The organism is Paraburkholderia caffeinilytica (genome assembly GCF_046030355.1).
Taxonomy (GTDB): domain Bacteria; phylum Pseudomonadota; class Gammaproteobacteria; order Burkholderiales; family Burkholderiaceae; genus Paraburkholderia; species Paraburkholderia caffeinilytica_B.
The window spans coordinates 120,442-144,572 of the sequence record NZ_JAQQCQ010000012.1 but is presented as its reverse complement, the minus strand read 5'-3'; the positions used below and the strand labels follow the sequence as shown (position 1 = coordinate 144,572).

Genomic DNA, 24,131 nt, shown 5'->3' with positions numbered 1-24,131 from the left:
TTGGGTCCTTGCTGGTTTCAGCGAGTCAAGCTAAGTTCCCCCGGCGCACCAGCCAGCGTGCGATCCGGACGGCAATTGACGATCATGATCGCGAGCGTCAGCACATAGGGCGCGGCGTTATAGAGGTAGTAGCCGCTCGTCACGCCGATTGCCTGCAACGCGGGTCCGAGCGCACCGGCCGCCCCGAACAGCAACGCGGCCCACAGACATCGCAACGGCTGCCAACGCGCGAAGATTACCAGCGCGACGGCCATCAGCCCTTGTCCGCTGGAGAGCCCTTCATTCCAGCTGCCGGGATAGACCAGCGACAGATACGCACCGCCGATCCCCGCAAACACGCCGCCCACGGCTGTCGCGGCGATGCGCACGCGCGTGAGCGGATAGCCCATGGCGCGCGCCGTCTCGGCGTGATCGCCGACGAGCCGCAGCACCATGCCCCACCGGGTATTGCGCAAGCCCCATTGCAGAACGACGGCCAGCACCACGCCGATCACGAACAGCAGATTGATATGCAGCGCGTTATGCAACTGCGGCGACGAGGTCCACGCGCCGAGATCGATGAACGGCAGCATCGGCGCTTGCGGTTCGATGAAGGGCTTGCCGAGATAGAACGCGAGACCGGTGCCGAGCAGCATCAATGCGATACCGAACGCAATGTCCGACACGCGCGGCAACGAACACACGAGGCCATGCAGACAGCCGAGCAGCAAGCCGACGAAACCGGCAGCAAGCACGCCGGCCCACGGCGAGCCGCTCAAAAAAGCGCCGGCATAGCCGCTCATCGCACCCGATACGAGGATGCCTTCGAGGCCGAGATTCACGCGGCCGCCCTTCTCGGTCAGACACTCGCCGAGACTGACGAACAGATACGGTGTGCTGACGCGGATCGCCCCGGCGAACAACGACAGCAACAGGATCGCGATAGGCGAGTGCATATCAGGCATGGGTCTGCTCCAGTTGCACGGGAAGGTCGGCCTGCGCGGCGGCCTGCAGCTTCACGCGCCAGGCGGCGATGCGCCCGCCGAGCGCTTCCCACGCGAGCAGGTTCGCGAACAGCAGGCCTTGCAGGACGAGCGTGGTGGCGTCGGGAAGATCGAGCCGCCGTTGCAGCAGGGAACCGCTTGCCTCGATGCCGCCGATCATCAGCGCACACGCGATGATCGCGAGCGGATTCTGGCGGGCGGCAAACGCGACGAGGATGCCCGCATAGCCATAACCCGCGAGCAAGGATGCATTCGCGCTGCCCTGCACCGCCGCCACTTCGAACATGCCGCCGAGTCCCGCCGCCGCACCGCCCAATATGCACGCGGCAAGGGCCAGCAGATTGACCGGCAAGCCGACCAGACGCGCCGCGCGATGACTGCCGCCCACCACGCGCATCGCGAAGCCCTTGGTGCTGAACTTCACGAACACCCACGCCGCGATGCACGCGACGACGCCCCAGAAGAGTCCCCAGTGCGTGTCGAGTCCGGGGATCGAGCCGATCATCATCGCGTCGGGCACCGGATAGGTAGACGGTTTGTTCAGGCTTGCCGGGTCGCGCAGCGGCCCTTCCACCAGATGCTTGAAGAGTGCGATCGCGATATACGACATCAACAGGCTGCTGATCGTCTCGTTGACGCCGCGCCACTGCCGCAACGCGCCGACCGCGCCGATCCAGATGCCGCCGGCCAGCATGCCGGCCATCGCCATCAACGGCGTGGCGATCAGCCAGGGCGCGCCATGCGGCAGCATCTGCGGGACGATCGCCGCGCACATGCCACCGAGCGCGAGCGCGCCCTCGCCGCCAATCACGATCAGTCCGACCTGGGCGGGCAGCGCGACGCACAGCGCGGTCAACATCAGCGGTGACGCCCGCAGCAAGGTGCTCTGCCATGCAAATGACGAACCGAATGCGCCTTCAAAGATCAGCCCGATCGCATCGAGCGCCGGCTGCCCCTGCACCAGCAGAAACAAGGCGAACAGCAGCAACGTGCCGAGCACCGCCAACGCGGTCGGCAGCGCGGGCAAGAGCGACAGCATCACTCTCGCGGTAGGGGCATTGGGACGCATCACGGCTCCTTCGCTCAGGCAAACTCACGCACACTCATCCAGCCACGCAGGCCCCCATCAAATCTGGCCGACGACACCTGCCACCAGATAATTCATGCTTTCGAGCGTGTAGTCGGTCTGGATATGGCTCGCGCCGGAGGCGATCGCCGTGCCGCCCTTGTTGTCCTTCATCGGTCCTTTGAAGATCACGAAATTGCCGGCCACCATGCTGCTTTTGATCGAGTCGGCATTCTGCTTCGCCTGCGCGGTGACTTTCGCGCCGTACGGCGACATCTTCACGAAGCCTTCTTTCAGGCCGCCGCGCAACACATTCGGTTGCGGCGTGCCGGCTTGCGCGCTCGCGACAAGCTGTTTGTACGGCGTCGCCCAGTCCCATTCCGCACCGGTCAGATAGCCTTTCGGTGCGAGCGCCGCCTGGCTCGCGTGGTAACCGCAACTCATTGCCCCGCGTTTTTCCGCCGTTTCGACGACGACCTTCGGACCGTCGACGTGACAGGTCAGCACATCGCAACCCTGATCGATCAGACTGTTGGTGGCTTCCGCTTCCTTGACGGGCATCGACCAGTCACCCGTGAAAATCACCTGCGTGGTGATCGACGGATCGACGGACTGCGCGCCGAGCGTGAACGAATTGATGTTGCGCAGCACCTGCGGAATCGGTTTGGCAGCGACGAAGCCGAGTTTCTTGCTCTTCGTCATATGGCCCGCCACTACGCCGTTCAGGTACTGGCATTCGTCGATATAGCCGAAGTAGCTGGTGATGTTCGCCGGGTTGCCCTGCTTCCACAAACCGCCGCAATGCGCGAAACGCACCTTCGGATATTTGGCCGCCATCTTCAGCACATGCGGATCGAAGTAACCGAACGAGGTCGCGAAAATCAGCGTGGCGCCGTCCTGTTCGATCATCGCTTCCATGGTTTTCTGCACGGCGATGGTTTCGGGCACGTTCTCCTCTTCCACCACCTTCACGTCAGGCATCTTCTTGATGACAGCGGCCGCGCTCGCCTGCGCCTGGTTGTAACCGTAGTCGCTGCGCGCGCCGACGTAGATCACGCCGACCGTCGTCTTCGGCGCGGCAAACACCGACTGGATCGGCAGGATGTTGCCGAGCGTCAACAGACTGGCGCTCTTGATGAAATTGCGGCGGCTGGTCATGGTGTCCAATTCCTGGTTGAGGGTTGAAGAGCGTTGGCCTTCAGTCGGCCTTCCGTTGACGTTCAGCTCACATTCAGGCTGTCGAGATACGCGAGCCAGCCGCCAAACGAGGTAATGTCCAGCGCGCCGCTGCCGTCGCTTACCGCCGACGGTTCGCAGATGAAGCCCTTCACCGTGAGGCCGTTGGCGAGTTGCACGGTGCCGATGCCGAGCGGTGCGGGCACGTCGGCAACGAATTGACCGAAGCTGCGCAGCGGCATTTCCCAGACTTCCACGGCGATGGGTGCGCCATGCTGGCTGGCGACGCGCACAAGCCCAGGTTTCGGCGGCTGCGTGTTGGCAAGTGCGTAAAGCGAGTAAGCGGCGTCGGTCTGGGTCGCGTCGACAAAACGCGCGCCGGCTGCCTGCAGTTGCCAGTTCAGCGGCTGGCCACGCAGATGCGCGCCGACTACCGCGAGCGTGACAGTCGGCTCCTGAAACGGCAGCGGTTCGATCGAGTTTGCGGTGGTCCTGGTTTTCTTTTCGGCCACGGTCACGGCCCCGGCTGCGAGTGAAGCCGCCGTCTCACTCTCGTCGTGGGCTTCGGTAGCGCTCCCGAACAACGCCTGGATACGCGCGCCCAACTCAGCGAGACGCCGGTCCGCACCGCTCGGCGCGATCAAGGTGACGCCGGCTGGCAAACCATCGTGACGGCGCTGGCACGGCACGGCCAACGCGCATAGATCGAGCAGATTGACGAAGTTCGTGTAGCAGCCGAGCTGGCTGTTCAACTCGACGGGATTGGCCTCTACGTCCGCGATCAACGGATGCGTCGGCGTGGTCGGGACGATCAGGATGTCGATCGTCTCGAAGAGCTGTTCGGCGTGGCGCTTCAGGTCGGCGAGTGCGTACTGGCCGTTGAACGCGTCGGCAGCGCTGTAGCGGTCCGCTTTGCCGATCACCGTTGCGACGACGGAATTGATCGCTTCGTGGTGCGTGTCGAAAAACGCACCGAGCGCAGCGCGCCTTTCCGCCACCCAGGGGCCGTCATAGAGCAGCGCGGAGACCTGCCTGAGCGGCTTGAAGTCGATCGGCGTGGGATCGAGATGCAGACGGGTCGAGAGCGTATCGAGCGCGGCGGCGAACGCCTGGTTTGCCGCCGCGTCGCCATAGAACTCGAGATGATCCGGCACACCGATTCGCGGTGCGCCACGCAGGAGACCGAGCGCCGGCACCTTGCGTGAATAACCGTCGAGCGGATCGAAGCACGCGATTTCACTGAACACGCGCCACGCATCGTCCACGTCGTGCGCGAACACGGAGATTGTGTCGAGACTGCGGCACGCCGGCACGACACCGCGCTTGCTGACGAGTCCGAGCGACGGCTTCAGGCCGACAAGCCCGTTGAAGCCAGCCGGCACGCGCCCTGATCCGGCCGTATCGGTGCCGAGCGAAAAGGCCACGCAGCCCGCCGCGACGGCAACCGCCGACCCGGAACTAGAACCGCCCGACACGCGCTGTGGAAACTCGGTGTGCCGTACCGCGCCATACGGCGAACGCGTGCCGACGAGGCCGGTTGCGAACTGGTCGAGATTGGTCTTGCCGATCAGGATTGCGCCCGCGTCGATGAGCCGTTGCACGGCGAACGCCGAGGTGTCCGGCGTATAGCTGAAAGGCTCGCATGCGGCCGTGGTCGGCAAGCCGGCGACGTCGATATTGTCCTTGACGGCAAACGGCACGCCGAACAGCGGCATCCGTTCGAACACGGCGCTGCCCTGCTCTCTATAAAGCGCTTCGAGCGCGTTGGCGCGGGCCTGCACGTCGGCTGCGGGAACACGCAGGATCCAGACTTCCGGCCGGTCGATTTCGACGATGCGAGCAAGCGCCGACGCCACGACTTCGGTCGGCGTAAGACGTTTGGCGGCATACGCCGCGAGGAGACTGCGAACCTTCAGAGGCGAAGAAATAGGCACTGGCTTTTCCTTGAGTTCAATCTTGAATACAAGTTTGGACTCAAATTAGCAGGAGCTATGCCAAGTGCGTTGCGAACGTCTTAAAACACGCTGTCAGCCTTATCTGGTATGGTTTTTCGACGATTTTCCGGCAGCGAGGCCGGACCGCGCTGCCGCCCTTCGATCAGTGCGTCATGGTGCAGCGCTCCCCAACTCGGGGCTCCTGCGCCCTGCATTCGCACCTGGCGCGCAGCGCGCGGGCTGCAGACGTTACGGCGCGCCGGCGCAGACGAACGCGCGCACCATCTCATGGGCTTGCGCCTTGTGATCTTCCTGCCATTGCGTGGCGAGCATGTCGGTGTTGAAAATCCGCGACAGGGTAAAAGCGTTCGACTTGTGAAACGAACACAGACTCACAAGCGCGACATACAGGTGAAGCGGGTCCATATCCTTACGCAACGAGCCGTCGTTCTCGCCACGCGCGATCACCGTGCGCAGCAGGCTCAACACCGGCGATGACATTTCCGGAATCGCGGTCGACCGCTTCATCACCCGCGCGCGGTTCAGATTCTCGAACGACAGGAGCTTCGACAGTTCAGGATGGGCCGCGAAATGCCCCTCGATAAAATCGTAGAGTTGCACGATGGCCGTAACCGGCTCGATCTGGTCGACATCGAGTTTGAGTTTGAGTTCGGCTTCCCGCAGACGCCCCAGCACGAACTCGAGCACCTCCAGATAAAGCGCCTCCTTGCCGCCGAAGTAGTGGTAGATCATCCGGATGTTGACCTTCGAGCGGCTCGCAATCGTCTCCACTCGCGCGCCGCTCAGCCCCTTGTCGGAAAACTCGGCGATCGCAATCCTGAAGATGCGCTGGCGGGTCGCCGCAGCGAGCTTCTGACGCTGGGTCGTAGGCACGGCCGGTACAGCGGGGGTCGAGCGGGCTGAAGCACGTTTCATATCGATGGAAAGCCTGGCGGTGGCAGGGTTGCGTCAAAAGGAGGCGTCAGGGGCTGCGTGACTTCACAGGATTGTAAACGCGGCCTCAGCGCCGGAACGGCTGGGTCAGCGCGAGCGGCGCGGTTTGCCGGCCGATCAGCCCTGCCACTGCGATCAGCGCAAGCAGATAAGGCAGCATCACCAGCAGCGCGGTCGGCACATGCACGCCGATCAACGGCAACTGAAACTGCAACGCGCTCGCGGCGCCGAACAGCAAACACGCGCCGGCTGTGCGGCCGATCTTCCAGTTGCCGAAGATGATCGCCGCAATCGCCAGATAGCCGGCGCCGCCGGTCATCCCTTCGGTGAAGGTGTGGATGTCGCCGATCGAAATGAAGCAACCGGCCGCGCCCGACATGACGCCTGAAAATAGCACCGCGCCATAACGCAGCCGCGTCACCGACAGCCCCGATTGATCGACCGACCTCGGCGCGGCGCCCACCGCGTGCAGTGCCACACCAAGCGCGGTGCGCCGCATCACGAGCGAGGTTGCCAGCAGAATCGCGAGGCCGAGATAAACGAGCCACACCTGATGAAACACGGGCTCGCCGATGACCGGAATCGCACCGAGACCCGGTGGCGACCAGCGCGCGAGGCCGGGAATCACCGCGCTCGAACGTTCGCCGAACAGTTCGCGATACGCGAGCGTCGTCGCACCGAGCGCCAGGATGTTGATGCCGATGCCCGTCACGATCTGATTGGCGCGCAACGTCACGCTCAGGAACGCTTGCAGCAACGCGATCGGCAGCACGCCGAGCATGCCGATCGCCAGACCGAGCGCCGCATTGCCGGTGGCCCATGCGCCCGCCGCGCCGAGAAATGCGCCCGACAGCATCATGCCCTCTACGCTCATGTTGAGCACGCCGGCTCGCTCGCTGATCAGTTCGCCGGTCGAAGCCAGCATCAGCGGAGCGGCAAACCGGATCGAGGAGCCGACAAAAACCGCTACGAATTCCGCGTTCATCAACGTGCTCCTTTCGGCTCGAGCCACAGCGACCCGCCGGCCAGCGCGACGATCACCACGCCTTGCACCACCAGTACCAACGCCGACGGCACGGATGCGACCATTTCCATATTGATGCCCCCCGAACGCAGAAAGCCGAACAGCAACGCCGCCGCGCACACACCGGTTATCGAGCCGCGCGCAAGCAAGCCGACCACGAGACCGTCAAAGCCATAACCCGACGAGAAGCCGGCTTTCAGCGAATACTGATCGCCTTGCAGCATCAACGCCCCCGCGAGACCGCCGAGCGCACCCGCCAGCGCCAGCGCGCCGACGATCGTGGACTTGATCGGCATGCCGGCCCGCCGCGCCGCCAGCGCGTTCAGGCCGACCGCGCGCAGATGCATGCCGAAGCGGCTATACACCAGCACCAGCGCCGTCACGATGCACAGTACGAGTGTGATCGGCAAACCGATATGCAAGCCCGCGGAGCTAGCACTCCAAAGCAGCGGAAGTTTGGTCGAGTCGGGAATGTCCAGCGATTCGGGCAGCGTGGCAGCGTTGGTCATCGGTTGGCGCAGCAGCGTTTCGGATTGCACGCACCAGTAGAGAAACCACACTGCGATGAACGTCAGCAGCAAGGTGCTGATCACCTCGTTGGTGCCGGCGCGCGCTTTCAGCCAACCGGGAATCGCGCCCCAGGCCGCGCCGGCCAGCGTGGCCGCCAGCATCGGCACGACGAACGAAAGACCGAACGGCAAGTGCGCGACGTGGCCATAGAGGCTGACGGCGGTGGCGGCGATACCACCCATCGCGATCTGCCCTTCACCGCCGACGTTAGTCAGCTGCGCGCGGTTCGCCAGCACGAAACCGCTGCCCACCAGCGCGAACACGAGGCTGCGGTTGATCGATGCACCGATCGCGTAAGGCGAGCCCCACGCGCCGTCGGCGAAGGCGGCGAGCGCATCGCCGAGCGGCACGTGAACGATTGCAATCAGCGCCAGCGCCGCCGCAACCGCGAAAAGCGCAGCGCCCCCCAGCACGACAGCGGTTCGCACGCGCCGGGAACCGCGCCATGAGGCGACGGGCAATGAAGTCGATGAAGTCGTGGGAATCATGCTGTCTGGCCTGCCATCCATGCGCCAATGCGCTCGCGTTGAAGATTGAGTTGCGACGCATCCGGCACACAGGTGCCCATGATGCGGCCGCGATACATGACGAGGACGCGGTCGGCCACCGCCATCAGTTCGTCGAGTTCGGACGAGATCAGCAATACGCCGACACCCTGGTCGCGCGCGGCGCGGATGTGGTCATATACCGCGGCGACCGCGCCGACGTCGAGACCCCGCGTAGGCTGTGCCGCGACCAGCACGGCGAGGCCCTGGAGCGTGAGCTCGCGCGCCAGCACCGCTTTTTGCTGATTGCCGCCAGACAGGCCGCGAAACGCAACGTCGGGACTCGCGGCGCGCACATCGAAACGCTGCATCAGCGCGCGGGCGTCGCGCCGCATCGCGCGGCGGCGCATGAAGCCGTGCCGCGCATAGTCGTCGAGGCGGTTGAGAAAGAGGTTTTCGGTCAGGCTCATGTCGGGCACACAGCCGACCGCGTGCCGGTCTTCCGGCACCACGCCGACACCCGCCTTCGTCAACATCTGCGGCGCGGCCTGCGTGCAGTCCTTGCCCTGCACGAAAAAGCGCCCGGCGCTCGCTCGCTGCAAACCGGCCAGCACCGCGCCGAGTTCGCTCTGACCGTTGCCCTCCACGCCTGCGATGCCGACAATCTCGCTGCGGTTGACCACCAGCGTGCAGTCTTCGAGACGCGTGACACCGTCGGCATCACGCACCGTCAGGCCGTCGATCTGCAAGGCTTCGTCGGCGAGCGGCCTGCCGTAAGGTGACGCGCTGCGGGGTTTCAGCGACGCCGGCGCGGGCTTCGGGTTGCGATCCGCGGCGTGGTCCGCTTCTCTGCCCGCTTCACTGTCCGATTCATGGTCCGCTGCGTGGTCCTCCTGGCCCGGCCGTTGAATCATGGCCCGCACGAGCGTATCGACATCGGCTAACGGTGTGCTCGAACGGGCCACCACGCAGCCGCTTTGCAGCACGGTCGCGCGGCTGGCGATCCGGCGGATCTCCGCCAGCTTGTGCGTCACCAGAACAACTGCGCAACCACGCGCGACAACCCGCGCACAGGTGTCGAGCAACGCATCGATTTCAGCCGGCAGCAGCACGGCGGTCGGCTCGTCCAGCACCAGCAGCCGAGGCTCACGGATCAGACATTTGACGATCTCGACGCGCTGTTTTTCGCCGACCGACAGATCCGCGACCCGCGCCTCCGGCTCAAGCGCCAGACCGAGATCCGCCACCAGCGCGCGCACCCGTTGAGCCTCGCGCCTGCGATCGAGCCAGCCGCGCACCTGGCCGAGCAGCAGGTTGTCGAGCACGCTCACGTCTTCGACGAGACTGAAATGCTGATGCACCATCGCGATGCCGTGCGCGAGCGCGTCGCGCGGACTGTGCGGCTGATACGGCTCGCCGTCCAGCCACATTGAACCCGCATCGGGCTGATGCACGCCGAACATCACGTTGCACAGTGTCGATTTGCCGGCGCCGTTCTCGCCCAGAAGGCAATGCACTTCGCCCGCAAACAGTTCGAGCGACACGTCGCTCAACGCCTGGAATGGGCCGAAGCGCTTGCCGATGCCATGCATGCGCAGTACCGCGGTGCGCGGCGCATCGTGACTGGCGTGGGTGCCGGTACCCACACCGGCCAGCGCCGTTGCGCGAGCGGCAAAAGTGGTAGAAGCGACAGAAGCGGGAGTGGCATCCATATCAGCCTTCCGAGACCTTGATCTTGCCGCTCTCGATGTCCTCTTCGATCTGCCTGATTTTCGTCGACATCTCCGGCGTCGGCTTGCAGACAACCATGCCCGACGCCTTCGGCCCCATTGCCAGGCCGAACGCCTTATAGCCCGGCTGCCACGTGCCGGCCGCCATCTGGTCGATTGCATACTGCACCTGATAGCCGACACCGGTAATCGAATACGCGATATACAGCGGGTCCGTGCCGCAACGGTCGGTATAGCTGCCGATCACATGCGTGTGCTTTTCGTTGGCCGCCTGCTCCATGCCGCGCAAGCCGAGATTGAGAATGTGATAGTGAACGTCCGCGCCCTGAGAGATGGCCGCCAGCGTGGCCTCTTTCGCTTTCGACACGTTGTCGAAGTCGCCCGTATAGCTCTCGAAGTACTTGATCTTCGGATTGATCGAGCGCGCGCCGTTGCCGAACTCCTTGCCGGCGTTGACGATAGACGGAATCTCCATGCCACCCACGTAGCTGACCGCACCATTCTTCGACAGCATCGCCGCGGCCGCGCCGGCGACGTAAGCGATCTCCGCCTGCTTGACGTCATAGCCCGCCACGTTCGGCGGCATGTCCTGCCCCTTGTTGCCGCCGACGACCGCGAACTTCACATTGGGAAAGCGCTTCGCGATCTTCAGCACCGACGCCTGGGTCTGTCCGCCTACACCGATCACCAACTGGTTCTTCGACGCGAGGTTGGTCAGCGCCTGTTCCATGTCGGCGTAATTGATGTTTTCGATCATCTGCGTCTTGAGCTTCGGACCGAGTTCCTTCTGCGCGGCAACGAGTCCGTCGTAGCCGGATTCCATCCAGCCCTTGTCCGATTTCGAACCGGGAATCAGCACGCCGACCCGCAACGGATCGGCAGCGAGGGCATGCGTCGCGCTGGCGGATACGGCGAGCGCGACGGCACAGGTGGCGAGGGTTTTGAACTTGGCGATCGACATTCTGGCATTCCTCTTGCGTTGAGTTTGGGTAAGTAGGTTATTCATGAACGAAACTGATGCAACTTCGATGCCATGTCGTGCTTTTGACAGGCGCCGGACTTCGTTCCGATCTGCTCGAAACAGCGGACTGCGCGCCGCAAACGCGCCGTGCGGGAAGGTCCGGGCAACACCTTTTTTATGGCGATTCAGACACCTTGGAGAACCTCCGATGAAACAACACGACGCATATGGCACAAGCGTTTCCGGCCAGTTGGGCCGCGACGGACGCTATCGCTGGAGCGCCAGCGAGAAACTGGTCGACATGTCGTTGCCGCTGCCCGAACCGGTCGTCGCGACGCTGCCGTGCGAACCGCAAAACGTGCGCATCGACCTGCGCAGCACGGCAATCGTCGTCATCGACATGCAGAATGATTTCTGCACCAACGGAGGATGGGTTGCCCAGATTGGGGGAAATTTCGAGGCCGACCGTGCGCCGATTGCACCATTGCAGCGCCTGCTGCCGGTTCTGCGTCACCGCGGCGTGCCGGTTATCTGGGTCAATTGGGGCAACCGGCCCGACCTCGCCAACATGCCGCCGAACCAGTTGCATCTATATAAGCCGACCGGCACTGGCACAGGCCTTGGCGAGCCGCTCGCGAGCAACGGCTCGCACGTGCTTGAGAAGGATTCGTGGGCGGCCGCCGTGGTCGACGAACTCAAACCCTTGCCCGAGGACATCTGCGTGGACAAGTACCGCATCAGCGGCTTCTGGGACACGCCGCTCGACAGCATCCTGCGCAATCTCGGCATTCGCACGGTGATGTTCGCGGGCGTGAACACCGATCAGTGCGTGCTGCATTCGCTGACCGACGCCAACTTTCTCGGCTATGGCTGCGTGCTGGTGGAAGACTGCTGCGCGACGTCGTCGCCTGCGTTCTGCACGGATGCGGCCGTCTGGAACGTGAAGAAGTGCTTTGGCTTCGTCACCGATTCGACGCGCATCGTCGATGCTTTGGTGGATGCCGCATGAGTGCGTTTATCTCTGGCCCACGCGTACGGGTGCCGGCGACGGCGAGCGGGCCGCTCGACGGCCTGCGATTTGCGGTGAAGGATCTGATCGACGTCGCGGGCGTGACCACCGGCGGCGGTAATCCTGACTGGCGGGCGAGCCATGTGGCAGCGCGTTGTCATGCGCCCTGTGTCGACGCGCTGCTGGCTGCCGGCGCGACGCTCGACGGCAAGACGATCACCGACGAACTCGCCTATAGCCTCGAAGGCGCGAACCATCACGACGGCACACCGCTCAATCCCCGTTGGCCGCATGCGTTGCCGGGCGGATCGTCGAGCGGCTCTGCATCAGCGGTGGCCGGCGGTGAGGTGGACTTTGCATTAGGCACCGATACCGGTGGCTCGGTGCGCGTTCCCGCGGCGTTCTGCGGACTATGGGGGATGCGGCCGAGTCACGATGCGATTTCGCTTGAGGGTGTGTTGCCCTTCGCGCCGTGCTTCGACACGGTCGGCTGGTTCGCGCGGTCGATCGATGTGCTTGCCGCGGTGGGCGACGTCTTGTTGCCGGAAGCGGCCTCTGCAGCTTCCTCGTCCGGGCAGCCGTTTCGCCTGGTTCGCGTCGCCGAGGCGTTCGCTGCGCGTGCACGCAACGAGCCCGACGATGCCTTACGTCTCGATACGCTCGCTGAATCGTTAGGCGCGGACACCGCGGTCGATCTATTCGCCACGGACGCGGCACGCTGGCTTGCGTGTTATCAGGCCGTGCAGGACCTTGAAATCGACATCTCGCTCGGCGACTGGATCCGTTCGACGCGGCCGCGTTTCGGCCCATCCATTGCGGCCCGCTTTGCGCAGCTGGAGCGGCTCGATCGTGGGCAGGCCACGCAATGGCGCGCCACTCAGCGCGAATTACGCAGCAGGCTCGATGCGATGTTCGAGCCTGATACCGTGCTGGTCATGCCGACCACGCCCAATGCGCTGCTACCGAAAGACGCGCCGGGCGCCGCAATCGGCCGCTTCTATGAAGATGCGCTTACGATGAACTCGATCGCCGCGATTGGCGGCCTGCCGCAAATCACGCTGCCGTTCACGGATGCAATCGACCGTCCGCTTGCGCTGTCGATCATCGGCGCGCGCGGCAGCGATCGCGCGTTGCTTGCCCTCGCGAGAGCGCTCTATTCGCAGCACACCTTGGCGAACCTTCAGTAGCGGAGCATTGATGCACAATCTGAAACTCGCCAGCAGCGCGCGCGGCATGGTCACCAGCCCGCACGCCGTTGCCAGCGCCGCGGGCCTCGACATTCTGCGCGCGGGCGGCAACGCGATCGAAGCCGCGATCGCAATCGGTGCGGCGCTGTGCGTCACGTATCCGCATTTCACCGGACTCGGCGGCGACGCTTTCTGGGTGATCGGCGACCGGCATGGAATGTTGCGCACCGTATCGGGCATCGGCCAGGCTGCACAGCACCTGCCTGCGTTCACAGGCGCGATTCCGACGCGCGGTGCGGTCTCCGCACTCACCACGGCCGCGACCGTCGACAGCTGGCATCAGGCATATGAGATCAGCAAGGACGCATGGGGCGGCACGCAATCGTGGTCGTCGCTGTTCGACCGCGCGCTGGAATATGCAACCGATGGCTTTCCCGTCACGCCTTCGCAACATTTCTGGCAAAGCATGCGGGCGGACGAATTGCGCGCCCTGCCCGGCTTTTCGACGACTTTCGCGCCACATGGCCGCATTCCCGCCATCGCCGAACGCTTCGTGCAGCCTGCGTTGGCAAGGAGCCTTGAGCGAATTGCACGCTTCGGCGCGCGCGAATTCTACGAGGGCGAACTGGCCGAGCGGATCGCAAGCGGATTGCGCGAGGCCGGCTCACCGCTGACGTTGAGCGATCTGGCGCGAACACGCGCGCGCGATGAAGCGCCGTTGCGTGTTGCTTATCGTGGCGGCGAACTGGTCAGCATGCGGCCGCCGACGCAAGGTGTGACGACACTGCAGATCATGGGCATCCTCGATCGTTTCGATGTGGCGCGGATTGCCGAGGGCAGCGCCGATTACTACCACCTGCTGGTGGAAGCAGTGAAATGCGCGTTCATGGACCGCGACCGTTTCGTGTCTGATCCTGAGTTCAACGCCGTGCCGGTCGACGGCATGCTGTCGCCTGCTGCGCTCGATACGCATGCACGCTCGATCAATCTACATGCCGCACGCGCATGGCCGCATGTGTTTCGCCCGGGCGACACGGTGTTTATCGGCGCGACGGATAGCGAAGGCCGCAGCGTCAGCGTTCTGCAAACGGTTTACTTCGACTGGGGGAGCGGCGTGGTGGCGGGCGATACAGGGATTCTCTGGCACAACCGCGGCGCGTCGTTCAGCACGAATCCCATGCATCACAACGTCGTGCAACCGGGCAAGCGGCCGTTCCATACGCTCAACCCCGGCATGTATCTGAAGGATGGCCGGCCGCACCTGCTGTTCGGCACGCAAGGCGCCGACGGTCAGCCACAAACGCTAGCCGCGATTCTCACGCGCCTGATCGACTATGGGATGGACCCGCTCACCGCCCTCGCCCGTCCGCGCTTTCTGCTGGGCAAGACTTTCTCCGATACGCGTGATGCGTTGAAGCTCGAAGAAGACGCCGGCGCCGGCGTATTCGCCGGACTCGCTGCACGCGGACATGAGGTGAGTGTTATTCCGGCGCAGAGTCCCTTGGCGGGGCACCCAGGCGTGATCCGTATCGAGCCGGATGGCGCGGCTTCGGGCGCTCACGATCCGCGCAGCGACGGCCGCGCGCTTGGCGTTTGAGTCAGCCGGGCATACGGCGGCCGCGCGCCGTCACGTAGCCGCCCGCGCCGAAGCGTTGGCGTAGCCGGTGATACCGAGCAACTGGCCGAGGCTTTTCTCGCCGCGCATCCGCGATGTTTCGATGCGCTCCTCGATATCGCGGAGATGCGCTTCCATATGGGCCATTGCGCCCGCGGCATCGCGCGCCTCGATGCAATCGACAATGGTCGCATGCTCCGCGTGCTCGCACGGCGCGTGCCCCGGCGGTTCATACACGCCGACAATCAGCGAGCAGCGCGACACCAGCTCCTTCAGATAGTTTTGCAGAATCGAGTTGCCGGCGAGCGCGGCGATGCGCATATGAAAACCACTGGCGAGCGTGGCCCACGAAGGCTGATCGAAGCGATGCATCGCCTCGTGCTCGCTCGCCAGTTGCTGGCGCAGGGCCTTGATGTCCTTCGCACTCGCGCGCTGCACAGCCAACTCGACCAGCATGCGTTCGATGGAGCGCCGCGCCTCGAAAATCTCGCGCGTCTCCTCCGGCGTCGGCTCGGCGATCACCGCGCCCTTGTTGGGCCGCAGCACGACAATGCCGTCGTAGGCGAGCTTTTCCAGCACCCGTCGCACGACTGCGCGGCCCACGCCGAACAGCTGGCACAACTCCGGCTCGGGCAGTTTCGTGCCGGGCGTCAAACGATGATTCAGCACGCCGTCGAAGATCGATTGATAGATGCGCGCGTCGACGTCCGCTTCGTCCTTCGGCGCTTTCTTTGCGGTGGCCGCGCGGGCTTTCGGATTCAGGCTCATGCGAGCGCCGGGCGCAGCATGCCGTCCCGCTCCAGTTCGTCCATATGACGTGCGATCGCGCCTGGCGTCGTTATCCATACGTCGCCCTTTGCCCGCGCCGCGGCGATATGCGCGAGCGCGCGGCGCAGATGCCGCAGCCGGTAGGGTTGGCCCACCAGATAAGGATGCAGCGCAATGCCCATTACGAGTGCCTGCGGCTGGGCACCGCGATTGGCCTGTCCGAGCATCTCGTCGAACTGGTCGACGATCATATCGGCAAACGCGCGGCCATCCATATGGCGGCCTACCATCATCGGCAGATCGTTGAGTTCCTGCGGATACGGAATCGACCACAGCGGGCCGCCACGTGTGGCCATGCGCACCGGACGATCGTCGTGACACCAGTTCAGCGTGTAGCGATAACCGGTCTCAGCCAGCAGATCGGGCGTCAGGTGCGATTCGGAGATCCATGGCGAGAGCCAGCCCTGTGGCGGCGTGCCGGAGGCTTCGGCGATACGTTCGCGGCAATGCAGAAGCAACTCGCGTTCGCCGGTTTCGTCGAGATCGCTTTGCCGATGCGCATTGGTGTGTCCATGGCCGATCAGTTCGTCGCCGCGCGCCACGCAAGCCGCGACCAGCTCGGGGCAATGATCGTAGAGCGCGGTATTGATCAGCGTGCCCGCCGGCAGGTCCAGTTGGTCGAACAGTTCGATGCAGCGCCACGCGCCCACGCGATTGCCGTACTCGCGCCAGCTATGGTTCAGCACGTCCGGTTGCGGCGAGATCGGGCCGAGCGCGGCGCCGAGTCCCTCGCCGAACGCAAAGTGTTCGATGTTGAAGCCGAGGTAGACCGCAAGCCCGCTATCGCCGGGCCAGCGGAATGCGTCGCTGTCCGTGATCGGGCGATACGCGAAGCGGCCATGCGTGGCGATCGATTGACGGGCGCGATTCTCTGCTGCGGGCCTGTTTCGTGTGTCGTTCATATAAGGAAGCGGTGAGTAACGAAAAGCGGCGCGTGGCGCCCCGGATGAACCGAGTTGGCCGGATCATGCCCCGGGACGGACCGAAGACGCACCGCGATTGCGCAAAAGATTCTGCTTGATCGCAGACGATCGACGCTGCGGATCGTTTGCAATATATGAGCCAACTCGTCGACGTTAAGCACACCGGCACGTTTGCAATCGGCGGGCATCACGATGCGACGGATGGCACATGTCTTGCATTTGGATGGTCTCGCCCAAGCGTGGCGTGTGGTTTTGCGTGTGCCCGCTCTTCGCCGTTCACGAGGACATTCACTTCATGATCCAGCCTGCTTCAACGGTGCTCGAAACCCAAGCTGCCGACATCGAACTGGTACACGTGTCGAAGCAATACGGCGATTCGCTTGCCGTCGACGCCATCGATCTGCGCATTGCCGGCGGTCAATACTGCTGCCTGCTCGGGCCGTCGGGATGCGGCAAGACCTCGACCTTGCGCATGATCGCCGGGCATGAATCGGTCACCGAGGGTGACATTCTGATCGCGGGCCGCAATGTCACGCGCGAGGAACCGGCTGCCCGCGGCACGGCGATGGTGTTTCAGAACTATGCGCTATTCCCCCATCTGAGCGCGCTCGATAACGTCGCGTTCAGTCTGAAGATGCGCGGCATCGCGAAGGAGGTGCGCCGCAAACGTGCCGGTGAACTGCTGGAACTGGTCGCGATGTCCGCGTATGCCGAACGCAAGCCGGCGCAACTGTCTGGCGGTCAACAGCAGCGTGTGGCGCTCGCGCGGGCGTTGCTGAATCAACCCGGCTGTCTATTGCTCGATGAACCGCTGTCCGCGCTCGATCCCTTCCTGCGTGTGCAGATGCGTGCGGAACTCAAGCGCTGGCAGAAAGAACTCGGCATCACGTTCGTGCATGTCACGCATTCGCAGGAAGAGGCAATGGCGCTTGCCGATCTGGTGGTCGTGATGAGCCACGGGCGGATCGAACAAAGCGGCACGCCGCACGAAGTCTTCAACCGCCCGCGTACTGAATTCGTCGCGCGTTTTCTTGGCGGTCACAACGTATTCAACACGAATGGCCGCGCGTTTACCGTGCGCGCCGATCATCTGCGGGTGGTGCCGCACGGCGTCACGCCCGTCCAGACGGCAAACGGCGAGCACGGTCTGACCCGGATCGGCGGCGTGCCCTGCAAGGTACGCGAAGCGGAATACCAGGGCACTCATTTACGCATGACACTCGATCCGCTCGACGGCTCGCCTGAACTGATTTCGCTCGTGAGCGACAGCGATTACGACCCGGCGCAGCTTGGCCCCGACGCACGCGTGGTGGTCTGGTGGAACGAGCGGGACGCGCATCCGCTGGCGGCCTGAGCGTGTGCGTAGCGGGACACGAAAACGAACATCAACTGAGGAGAAAGCAATGAGTGAAGCGAACGAGAGCCCGGCAGCCGCCGCATCCGATCTGAAGGAAAAAGGCCTGTCGCGCCGCACGTTCATCAAGGGCGCCGTGGCGGCGGCCGGCATTGCCGGTTTTCCGTACGTGCATGCGCAGGAGAAGATCACGTTGCGCTACCTTGGCACAGCGGTGAATCAGAGCGCCGACATCGCGAAGAAATTCAAGGAAGACACGGGCATCGACATTCAATACGTGCCGGTGACGACCGACGATGTGGCCAAGCGCATCATTACGCAGCCCAACTCGTTCGACATTGTCGACACCGAATATTTCGCGCTCAAAAAGCTGATCCCAGCCGGGACGCTCGCAGGCATGGACGCGAAGCGCATCAAGCTCGCCGACAAGATCACGCCGGTGCTGACGCGCGGTGAAGTGAACGGCAAAAAGATCGGCGATCAGGGCACCGCGCCGAAGAAGGTGATGTTTCTGACCGGCCCGCGCTCCACGGAATTCTCCGCAACGCCGACCGAATGGATGACGCTGATCCCCACCACGTACAACGCCGATACGCTCGGCATCCGTCCCGATCTCATCAAGCGGCCAATCGACAGCTGGGCCGAACTGCTCAATCCGCAATTCAAAGGCAAGGCGGCGTTGGTGAACATTCCCGCGATCGGCATCATGGATTCGGCGATGGCAATCGAGGCGATGGGTCACATGAAATACGGCGACAAAGGCAACATGACCAAGGCCGAGATCGACCAGACCATCAAGATCCTGATCGAAGCCAAGCACGCTGGCCAGTTCCGTGCGTTCTGGAAGGACTTCAACGAAAGCGTCAACCTGATGGCGTCGGGCGAGGTGGTGATCCAGTCGATGTGGTCGCCGGCCGTGACCAAAGTGCGCACCATGGGTATCGCCTGCAAGTTCCAGCCGCTCAAGGAAGGCTATCGCTCGTGGGCGTCGGGCTTCGGCTTTCCGCGCTCGCTGCAGGGCAAGAAACTCGACGCCGCATACGAGTTCGTCAACTGGTTCCAGGACGGCTGGGCCGGCGCCTACCTGATGCGTCAAGGCTACTACTCCGGCGTGCTCGAAACAGCGAAGACGCACATGCAGCCTTATGAATGGGACTACTGGATCGAAGGTAAAGCTGCGGCGCAGGACATCAAGGCACCCGATGACCAGTTGCTCGAAAAAGCCGGCACCGTGCGCGACGGCGGTTCGTACAACCAGCGCATGGGCGCGATTGCCTGCTGGAACGCGGTGATGGATGAAAACATCTACATGGTTCAGAAATGGAACGAGTTCATCGCGGCTTGAGCGGATAAATCGCATGCCTGGCTGCCGGTGCATAACAGGCCGGCCGTTCTCCGATGACGCGGCCGTTCGCGGCGTCGCGCAGTTGCTTCCACCGATATCCAACCATGGCAACGATCGACCTTCCCTCTCACGCGCAGGATGAACCCGTCAAGCACCGGCGCGCGCCGGCCTGGTTGCAGGCGACACCGCTTTCGCTCACGTTCCTGCTTTTTTTCATCGTGCCGCTGCTCATCACGTTGATCGTCAGTTTCTGGGACTTCAACGAATACCAGATCATCCCGGCTTTCACGCTGAAAAACTACGTGGCGATTTTCAATGGCTGTTCGTCGATGACGGACGTCTGCGTGACCTTCAAGACGTACGGGTCGACGCTCAAGTTCTGCGCGATCGTATGGGCCGTCACCTTGCTGCTGGGTTTTTCGATCGCCTACTTCCTCGCGTTCCACGTGCGCACGACGAGCATGCAGACGATCCTGTTCCTCGTCTGCACGATTCCGTTCTGGACCTCGAACGTGATCCGCATGATCTCGTGGATGCCGTTGCTCGGCCGTAACGGACTCGTCAATCAGGCGCTGCTGGGCGCGCATCTGATCGATCAACCGCTCGAATGGCTGCTGTATTCGAACTTCTCGGTCGTGCTGGCGTTCGTGCATCTCTATACCTTCTTCATGATCGTGCCGATTTTCAACGCAATGATGCGTATCGACCGCTCATTGCTCGAAGCGGCGCGCGATGCCGGCGCGAGCGGCTGGCAAGTGATTCGCGACGTGGTGCTGCCGCTGTCGAAGACCGGCATCGTGATCGGCTCGATCTTCGTGATCACGATCGTCATGGGCGATTTCCTGACCGTCGGCGTGATGGGCGGCCAGCAGATCGCGTCGGTCGGCAAGATCATTCAGGTGCAGACCGGCTACCTGCAATTTCCCGCGGCGGCAGCCAACGCGATCATTCTGCTGGCCGTGGTGTTGATGATCGTGTGGGGTTTGACGCGGGTGGTCGATATCCGCAAGGAGCTGTGAACATGCCGCGTATTCGTGTCAAACACCGGGAGCGTCGGCCGGCCAGCTTCTACTGGCTCGCGCTGCTGTTCGGTTTGTTCGTGCTGTTCCTGTATGGGCCCGTCATTACGATTTTCATTCTTTCGTTTCAGGGACCCGAGGGCGGCCTGACGTTTCCGATGCGAGGCGTGTCGTTGCATTGGTTCGCCGTGCTGCGCGACGGCGTCGGCGACGTCGATATCTGGGCCGCTTTTGGGCGATCGGTGCGGCTCGCGCTGGTGGTGACCGCGTTGACGGTGCTGTTCTCCGTGGCGGCCGGATTGGCTTTTCGCCGGCGGTTTCGCGGGGATACGGCTGTCTTTTATGTATCGATTGCCAGTCTGATCATGCCGTCCATTATCGTTTCGCTGGGCATCGGACTGACGTTCCGGTTGCTCGACAACGGTGTGAAGTATCTCGCGTCCGCGTGGGGATATCCGTCCTTTTCCGATACCTATACGACGTCGATGGGCTTGTTCACGTCGGCGCTCGGCGCGCATCTGACGTGGACGCTGCCGTTCGGTCTGCTTGTCATGTTCGCAGTTTTCAACCGTTTCAATCCTGCTTATGAAGAGGCGTCGCGGGACCTGGGCGCCACGCCGTGGCAGAGCTTCCGGCATGTTGTTTTGCCGATCATCGGACCTTCGGTGGTCGGCGTCGCGATGTTCGGATTCACGCTTTCATGGGATGAGATCGCGCGCACCTCGCAGGCAATTGGAGATCAGAATACCTTGCCACTCGAATTGCAGGGCCTTACCACGTCGGTGACGACGCCTGTGATTTACGCGCTTGGGACGATGACCACGGTTTTATCGCTTACCGTGATGATTTTGTGTTTGCTCGCAGTGCGGGGACTGGGGCGCCGGCGGGCCGGTAGTGGAATGAGGTAAAGGTCTGGTTGTGCCATTTCACTACGCCTGCTAAGAATCGACCAAATACTTGGTTGCTAGCGCTCTGGCGCTCCCGTACCGTTCTCAGATTGCGCCCGGCGCCCGCCCCGCTTCGGAGAACTCATGCCAGCATCTGAATCGCATCCAATCCCTAACCGAACAACCCAAACCACCGCAGACGCAGCAGAACCGTTCGGTGAAGACGAACTCACCCAGCGTTTCGCCCCAGTATTTGCCCGCATCGCCGAAGGCGCCGTGGAACGCGAACAGAATCGGGAACTGGCCTACGCGCCGGTGGAGTGGCTGCGCGAAGCCGGATACACCAGACTGCGCGTGCCAAAGCGCTACGGTGGCGAAGGCATCACGCTGAAAGCGTTCTTCGCCCTGGTCACGCGTCTCGGCGAAGCCGATTCGAACCTTCCGCAAATCCTGCGCGTACATGGCGGATTTATCGAATCGCTGCTGGAAAACGGCGATGAAACGCTGCGCGACCGATGGTTCACGCGTATTGCACAAGGTCAGATCATCGGCGGCGCGGTTTCCGAACGCACTGGCGTCACCAATAACAGCGTCCGTCTCACACAAACCGACGGCGCGTGGCATCTCGACGGCGAGAAGTACTACACTACCGGCACGCTCTACGCCGACTGGGTCGACGTCACAGCGCACGACGGCGAGAGTGACGTCCGCGTACTGGTCAAGACCGACACGCCAGGCCTCGCCCGCATCGACGATTGGGATGGTTTCGGACAGCGTCTGACCGGCAGCGGCACGGCGCGCTTCGAGCACGTACCGGTTTCGCTCGATAATCTGTACCGCCGCTACAACGCCTCCGAACCACGCCGTAACAGCCTGCTCACCGCGTACTATCAGGCCCTGCATGTCGCCAACCTGGCGGGTATCAGCCGCGCGGCGCTGCGCGATGCGGTGGCGTTTACGCAAGGTAAAACGAGAACCTTCGGCATTCCGGGTGAATCGAGCCCCCGCGACAATCCCTTGGTCCATCGTGTCGTCGGCCGGCTCGCGAGTCTTGCTTACTCGGCGCAGAGCATCAGCGCCGCGCTGGCCAGTGCGATCGACGATGTGTCAGTCGCGCGGCAGGCAGGCCGTACCGACGAACAGACCTACGTGCGCCTCGACATCCAGACTTTCCAGGCGCAGCAAATCGTCATCGAACACACCCTGCAGGCAGCGACCTTGCTGTTCGAAGTGGGCGGCGCATCGGCGACCAGCGAGACACGCCGCTTCGATCGCTACTGGCGCAATGCACGCGTGCTGGCATCGCACAATCCGGCGATCATCCGCGAAGCCGCGATCGGCGACTTCTATCTGAACGGGAATGCGCATAACGAAAGGTTCGGCGTGGCGCGGAATCCGGAAGTCTCCACGGCGTGATTCCACGGGTACGTCGGCTGCCCGGTTGATCCGGGCGCGGTCCGCGGCTTTCAACGCGTTGCAGTCATGTGGCACAGTATCGCCAGGCGCATGCACCACGCTTGCGGTACGGGATTGCAGCACGAGATTGCGACACGGGACAGCCCAGATGAACGACCTGAAGAACCTGACCGCGTACGAGCCTCCGGTCGACGAAGACCAGCTTCTGCTGAAGTGGATCCGGCGCGCGCGTGAATCCCAGATGAGCCATTACGATATGGCCGATTTGCTGTCGACGCGGGACCGCAGCGTGGGTTGGCTGGTTACCGCATTGACGGCCTTTGTGGGCACGGCGGTGTTTGCGTCATTGAGTTCGACTGCCGTCTCGCCGGCGCTCAGAATCTTTGTGGGCTTCGTGAGCGTTACCGCCGCGGTCTCCGCCGCGCTGCAAACTTTCTTCAGATACGCGGAGCGGGCCGAAAAGCATCGCGCGGCGGGGGCGCGCTATGGCGCGGTGCGGCGCAGGCTGGAAGCGATCTTCGCCGGTGACGCCGATGCACGCGACGGCCACTATCTCACCGCGATCCGCGATGAACTCGACCGGCTCGCCGAGGATTCGCCGAATGTGCCGCCGCGCATCTTCTATCGCACCCAGCGGACCCTCTCCGCCGAGCCACGCCGAAGTCGCGACGCCTGAACGGCCGCCACTCGCCTGACGTGCCCGCACGCCAGGCCCTGTTTCACGCGCCCCCGTCGGCTATCGGTATCAAAGCATGCGGGGCCGCCCGGCCTTCCGGCATTTACGTCTTTCCGCGTCTTTGCGCGCGCCCGATTATGGTATCGTCCGGCCTGCGCTTTATGGCGCAATGCCACACTCAATCGGGAAGCGCAATCGCTCCCTAAAAAAATATCATGGAAGTCCAAAACGCCCGTCGTTGGGCACCACGGGGAACACGCGCCTGGCTCACCGCGGCCGCCGCATTGGCAATCGCCAGCGGCGTACGCATGTCGCTCCATCCGCTGCTGGGACCGATCATGCCGGGCACCGCGTTCTGTATCGCGGCGGCCCTGGTCGAGTATTTCTGCGGGCTGGCGCCGGCGCTTACAGTCATGGTGCTCGGGCTGGGTATTGCCGATTATCTGTTCGTCCCGCCCTACGCCGACATCGCCGTATTCGATCGCGCCGACATCGTCCTGCTGGTCTCCTATCCGTTGGTGACGCTGCTCATCATCATTCTGATCGAACGCCTGCGCCGCGCGCAGTTTCGCGCGGAACTGATCGCCTCGGTCGCGCAGTCGCGCTATGAAATGCTGCTGCGTCACGACAACGAACGCATGCTGGCACGCCGCGCCGTCGACGAAACGCACCGGCTGTTGCGCCATCTGTCGCATCACCACAAGACCTTCATTTTCATTCAGGCGCTCGAGCGCAACGCGCTGCAACCGGCGGACGACGTCAAGCCGCACGGCGTGCTGCCACGTCTGCCCAATGAAATTGCACCGGGTCCGCGCTTTGCCGATGTCGATCCCGACGACATCCAGCGGCTCAGCAAGGCACTGTGGCCCGGCAATCATCGCGTGCACCTGAAAATCGGCGATGGCCCGTCGAGGCTGACCGAGTGCGTTTGCGAACGGTTCACCACCCATGCAGGCGAATTTCTCGTGCTGCGGATCGGAGACTGAGCC

General features: G+C 63.3%; 21 protein-coding genes. 10 read left to right on the top strand and 11 right to left on the bottom strand.

Going from position 1 to position 24,131, the window contains the following annotated elements:
• Positions 1 to 17: 17 nt before the first annotated feature.
• The 9 genes from PQQ95_RS19540 to PQQ95_RS19500 form a co-directional block, all read right to left on the bottom strand.
• Positions 18 to 944, bottom strand: a complete 927-nt coding sequence (locus tag PQQ95_RS19540; RefSeq protein ID WP_408439422.1) for an ABC transporter permease — start codon at positions 942 to 944, stop codon at positions 18 to 20.
• A complete protein-coding gene (locus PQQ95_RS19535) occupies positions 937 to 2,052 on the bottom strand; it encodes an ABC transporter permease (protein ID WP_408439419.1) in 1,116 nt (371 codons plus the stop codon). The genes PQQ95_RS19540 and PQQ95_RS19535 overlap by 8 nt, the downstream gene beginning before the upstream one ends.
• A 57-nt stretch (positions 2,053 to 2,109) precedes the next feature.
• Complete coding sequence (locus PQQ95_RS19530; protein ID WP_408439416.1) at positions 2,110 to 3,207, bottom strand: BMP family ABC transporter substrate-binding protein; 1,098 nt, start codon at positions 3,205 to 3,207, stop codon at positions 2,110 to 2,112.
• Between the two features lie 62 nt (positions 3,208 to 3,269).
• Positions 3,270 to 5,159, bottom strand: a complete 1,890-nt coding sequence (gene atzF / locus PQQ95_RS19525) for an allophanate hydrolase (protein ID WP_408439413.1) — start codon at positions 5,157 to 5,159, stop codon at positions 3,270 to 3,272.
• A gap of 249 nt (positions 5,160 to 5,408) precedes the next feature.
• Positions 5,409 to 6,095, bottom strand: coding sequence for a TetR/AcrR family transcriptional regulator (locus tag PQQ95_RS19520; protein WP_408439410.1), 687 nt, complete (start codon positions 6,093 to 6,095; stop codon positions 5,409 to 5,411).
• 85 nt (positions 6,096 to 6,180) lie between these two features.
• Complete coding sequence (locus tag PQQ95_RS19515) at positions 6,181 to 7,098, bottom strand: ABC transporter permease (protein ID WP_408439407.1); 918 nt, start codon at positions 7,096 to 7,098, stop codon at positions 6,181 to 6,183.
• Complete coding sequence (locus PQQ95_RS19510; protein ID WP_408439405.1) at positions 7,098 to 8,195, bottom strand: ABC transporter permease; 1,098 nt, start codon at positions 8,193 to 8,195, stop codon at positions 7,098 to 7,100. Before PQQ95_RS19510 ends, PQQ95_RS19515 begins: the two co-directional genes overlap by 1 nt.
• Positions 8,192 to 9,784 carry an ABC transporter ATP-binding protein gene (locus PQQ95_RS19505; protein WP_408439583.1) on the bottom strand — a complete coding sequence of 531 codons (1,593 nt, stop codon included), beginning with the start codon at positions 9,782 to 9,784 and terminating at the stop codon, positions 8,192 to 8,194. The genes PQQ95_RS19510 and PQQ95_RS19505 overlap by 4 nt, the downstream gene beginning before the upstream one ends.
• 121 nt (positions 9,785 to 9,905) lie before the next feature.
• Positions 9,906 to 10,883 carry a BMP family protein gene (locus PQQ95_RS19500; protein ID WP_408439402.1) on the bottom strand — a complete coding sequence of 326 codons (978 nt, stop codon included), beginning with the start codon at positions 10,881 to 10,883 and terminating at the stop codon, positions 9,906 to 9,908.
• A gap of 208 nt (positions 10,884 to 11,091) precedes the next feature.
• Between PQQ95_RS19500 and PQQ95_RS19495 the strand changes: the two genes are divergently transcribed.
• Genes PQQ95_RS19495 through PQQ95_RS19485 form a run of 3 tightly spaced genes read left to right on the top strand, consistent with a single transcriptional unit; the run spans position 11,092 to position 14,676 of the window.
• Positions 11,092 to 11,892: a cysteine hydrolase family protein gene (locus PQQ95_RS19495; RefSeq protein WP_408439399.1), complete on the top strand. Its 801-nt coding sequence runs from the start codon at positions 11,092 to 11,094 to the stop codon at positions 11,890 to 11,892.
• Positions 11,889 to 13,079 carry an amidase gene (locus PQQ95_RS19490; protein WP_408439396.1) on the top strand — a complete coding sequence of 397 codons (1,191 nt, stop codon included), beginning with the start codon at positions 11,889 to 11,891 and terminating at the stop codon, positions 13,077 to 13,079. The genes PQQ95_RS19495 and PQQ95_RS19490 overlap by 4 nt, the downstream gene beginning before the upstream one ends.
• 10 nt (positions 13,080 to 13,089) lie before the next feature.
• Positions 13,090 to 14,676: a gamma-glutamyltransferase family protein gene (locus tag PQQ95_RS19485; RefSeq protein WP_408439394.1), complete on the top strand. Its 1,587-nt coding sequence runs from the start codon at positions 13,090 to 13,092 to the stop codon at positions 14,674 to 14,676.
• A 30-nt stretch (positions 14,677 to 14,706) separates the two neighbouring features.
• Here PQQ95_RS19485 and PQQ95_RS19480 read toward each other — a convergent pair whose 3' ends face one another.
• On the bottom strand, positions 14,707 to 15,456 hold the full coding sequence (locus tag PQQ95_RS19480) for a GntR family transcriptional regulator (protein WP_408439580.1): 750 nt from the start codon (positions 15,454 to 15,456) through the stop codon (positions 14,707 to 14,709).
• Between the two features lie 2 nt (positions 15,457 to 15,458).
• Entirely contained in the window at positions 15,459 to 16,424 is a 966-nt protein-coding gene (locus PQQ95_RS19475; RefSeq protein WP_408439393.1) for a polysaccharide deacetylase family protein, read from the bottom strand.
• Between the two features lie 316 nt (positions 16,425 to 16,740).
• On the opposite strand from PQQ95_RS19475, the gene PQQ95_RS19470 reads away from it, so the two are divergent.
• The 7 genes from PQQ95_RS19470 (at position 16,741) to PQQ95_RS19440 (ending at position 24,128) form a co-directional block, all read left to right on the top strand.
• A complete protein-coding gene (locus PQQ95_RS19470; protein ID WP_408439577.1) occupies positions 16,741 to 17,799 on the top strand; it encodes an ABC transporter ATP-binding protein in 1,059 nt (352 codons plus the stop codon).
• 49 nt (positions 17,800 to 17,848) lie between these two features.
• A complete protein-coding gene (locus PQQ95_RS19465; RefSeq protein ID WP_408439391.1) occupies positions 17,849 to 19,144 on the top strand; it encodes an ABC transporter substrate-binding protein in 1,296 nt (431 codons plus the stop codon).
• A 104-nt stretch (positions 19,145 to 19,248) separates the two neighbouring features.
• On the top strand, positions 19,249 to 20,163 hold the full coding sequence (locus tag PQQ95_RS19460; protein WP_408439389.1) for an ABC transporter permease: 915 nt from the start codon (positions 19,249 to 19,251) through the stop codon (positions 20,161 to 20,163).
• Positions 20,164 to 20,165: 2 nt separating this feature from the next.
• Positions 20,166 to 21,071: an ABC transporter permease gene (locus tag PQQ95_RS19455; RefSeq protein WP_408439386.1), complete on the top strand. Its 906-nt coding sequence runs from the start codon at positions 20,166 to 20,168 to the stop codon at positions 21,069 to 21,071.
• A gap of 123 nt (positions 21,072 to 21,194) precedes the next feature.
• A complete protein-coding gene (locus tag PQQ95_RS19450) occupies positions 21,195 to 22,466 on the top strand; it encodes an acyl-CoA dehydrogenase family protein (protein ID WP_408439383.1) in 1,272 nt (423 codons plus the stop codon).
• A gap of 157 nt (positions 22,467 to 22,623) precedes the next feature.
• Positions 22,624 to 23,142, top strand: a complete 519-nt coding sequence (locus PQQ95_RS19445) for an SLATT domain-containing protein (RefSeq protein WP_408439575.1) — start codon at positions 22,624 to 22,626, stop codon at positions 23,140 to 23,142.
• 215 nt (positions 23,143 to 23,357) lie between these two features.
• Positions 23,358 to 24,128, top strand: a complete 771-nt coding sequence (locus PQQ95_RS19440) for a DUF4118 domain-containing protein (protein WP_408439381.1) — start codon at positions 23,358 to 23,360, stop codon at positions 24,126 to 24,128.
• The last annotated feature ends 3 nt before the right edge of the window (positions 24,129 to 24,131 follow it).

Bases quoted from the DNA above. Each gene is read 5' to 3' on its own strand.
- PQQ95_RS19540 (WP_408439422.1), bottom strand. From the start codon at position 944: ATGCCTGATATGCACTCGCCTATCGCGATCCTGTTGCTGTCGTTGTTC.
- PQQ95_RS19535 (WP_408439419.1), bottom strand. From the start codon at position 2,052: ATGCGTCCCAATGCCCCTACCGCGAGAGTGATGCTGTCGCTCTTGCCC.
- PQQ95_RS19530 (WP_408439416.1), bottom strand. From the start codon at position 3,207: ATGACCAGCCGCCGCAATTTCATCAAGAGCGCCAGTCTGTTGACGCTC.
- PQQ95_RS19520 (WP_408439410.1), bottom strand. From the start codon at position 6,095: ATGAAACGTGCTTCAGCCCGCTCGACCCCCGCTGTACCGGCCGTGCCT.
- PQQ95_RS19515 (WP_408439407.1), bottom strand. From the start codon at position 7,098: ATGAACGCGGAATTCGTAGCGGTTTTTGTCGGCTCCTCGATCCGGTTT.
- PQQ95_RS19510 (WP_408439405.1), bottom strand. From the start codon at position 8,195: ATGATTCCCACGACTTCATCGACTTCATTGCCCGTCGCCTCATGGCGC.
- PQQ95_RS19505 (WP_408439583.1), bottom strand. From the start codon at position 9,784: ATGCATGGCATCGGCAAGCGCTTCGGCCCATTCCAGGCGTTGAGCGAC.
- PQQ95_RS19500 (WP_408439402.1), bottom strand. From the start codon at position 10,883: ATGTCGATCGCCAAGTTCAAAACCCTCGCCACCTGTGCCGTCGCGCTC.
- PQQ95_RS19495 (WP_408439399.1), top strand. From the start codon at position 11,092: ATGAAACAACACGACGCATATGGCACAAGCGTTTCCGGCCAGTTGGGC.
- PQQ95_RS19490 (WP_408439396.1), top strand. From the start codon at position 11,889: ATGAGTGCGTTTATCTCTGGCCCACGCGTACGGGTGCCGGCGACGGCG.
- PQQ95_RS19485 (WP_408439394.1), top strand. From the start codon at position 13,090: ATGCACAATCTGAAACTCGCCAGCAGCGCGCGCGGCATGGTCACCAGC.
- PQQ95_RS19475 (WP_408439393.1), bottom strand. From the start codon at position 16,424: ATGAACGACACACGAAACAGGCCCGCAGCAGAGAATCGCGCCCGTCAA.
- PQQ95_RS19470 (WP_408439577.1), top strand. From the start codon at position 16,741: ATGATCCAGCCTGCTTCAACGGTGCTCGAAACCCAAGCTGCCGACATC.
- PQQ95_RS19465 (WP_408439391.1), top strand. From the start codon at position 17,849: ATGAGTGAAGCGAACGAGAGCCCGGCAGCCGCCGCATCCGATCTGAAG.
- PQQ95_RS19460 (WP_408439389.1), top strand. From the start codon at position 19,249: ATGGCAACGATCGACCTTCCCTCTCACGCGCAGGATGAACCCGTCAAG.
- PQQ95_RS19455 (WP_408439386.1), top strand. From the start codon at position 20,166: ATGCCGCGTATTCGTGTCAAACACCGGGAGCGTCGGCCGGCCAGCTTC.
- PQQ95_RS19450 (WP_408439383.1), top strand. From the start codon at position 21,195: ATGCCAGCATCTGAATCGCATCCAATCCCTAACCGAACAACCCAAACC.
- PQQ95_RS19440 (WP_408439381.1), top strand. From the start codon at position 23,358: ATGGAAGTCCAAAACGCCCGTCGTTGGGCACCACGGGGAACACGCGCC.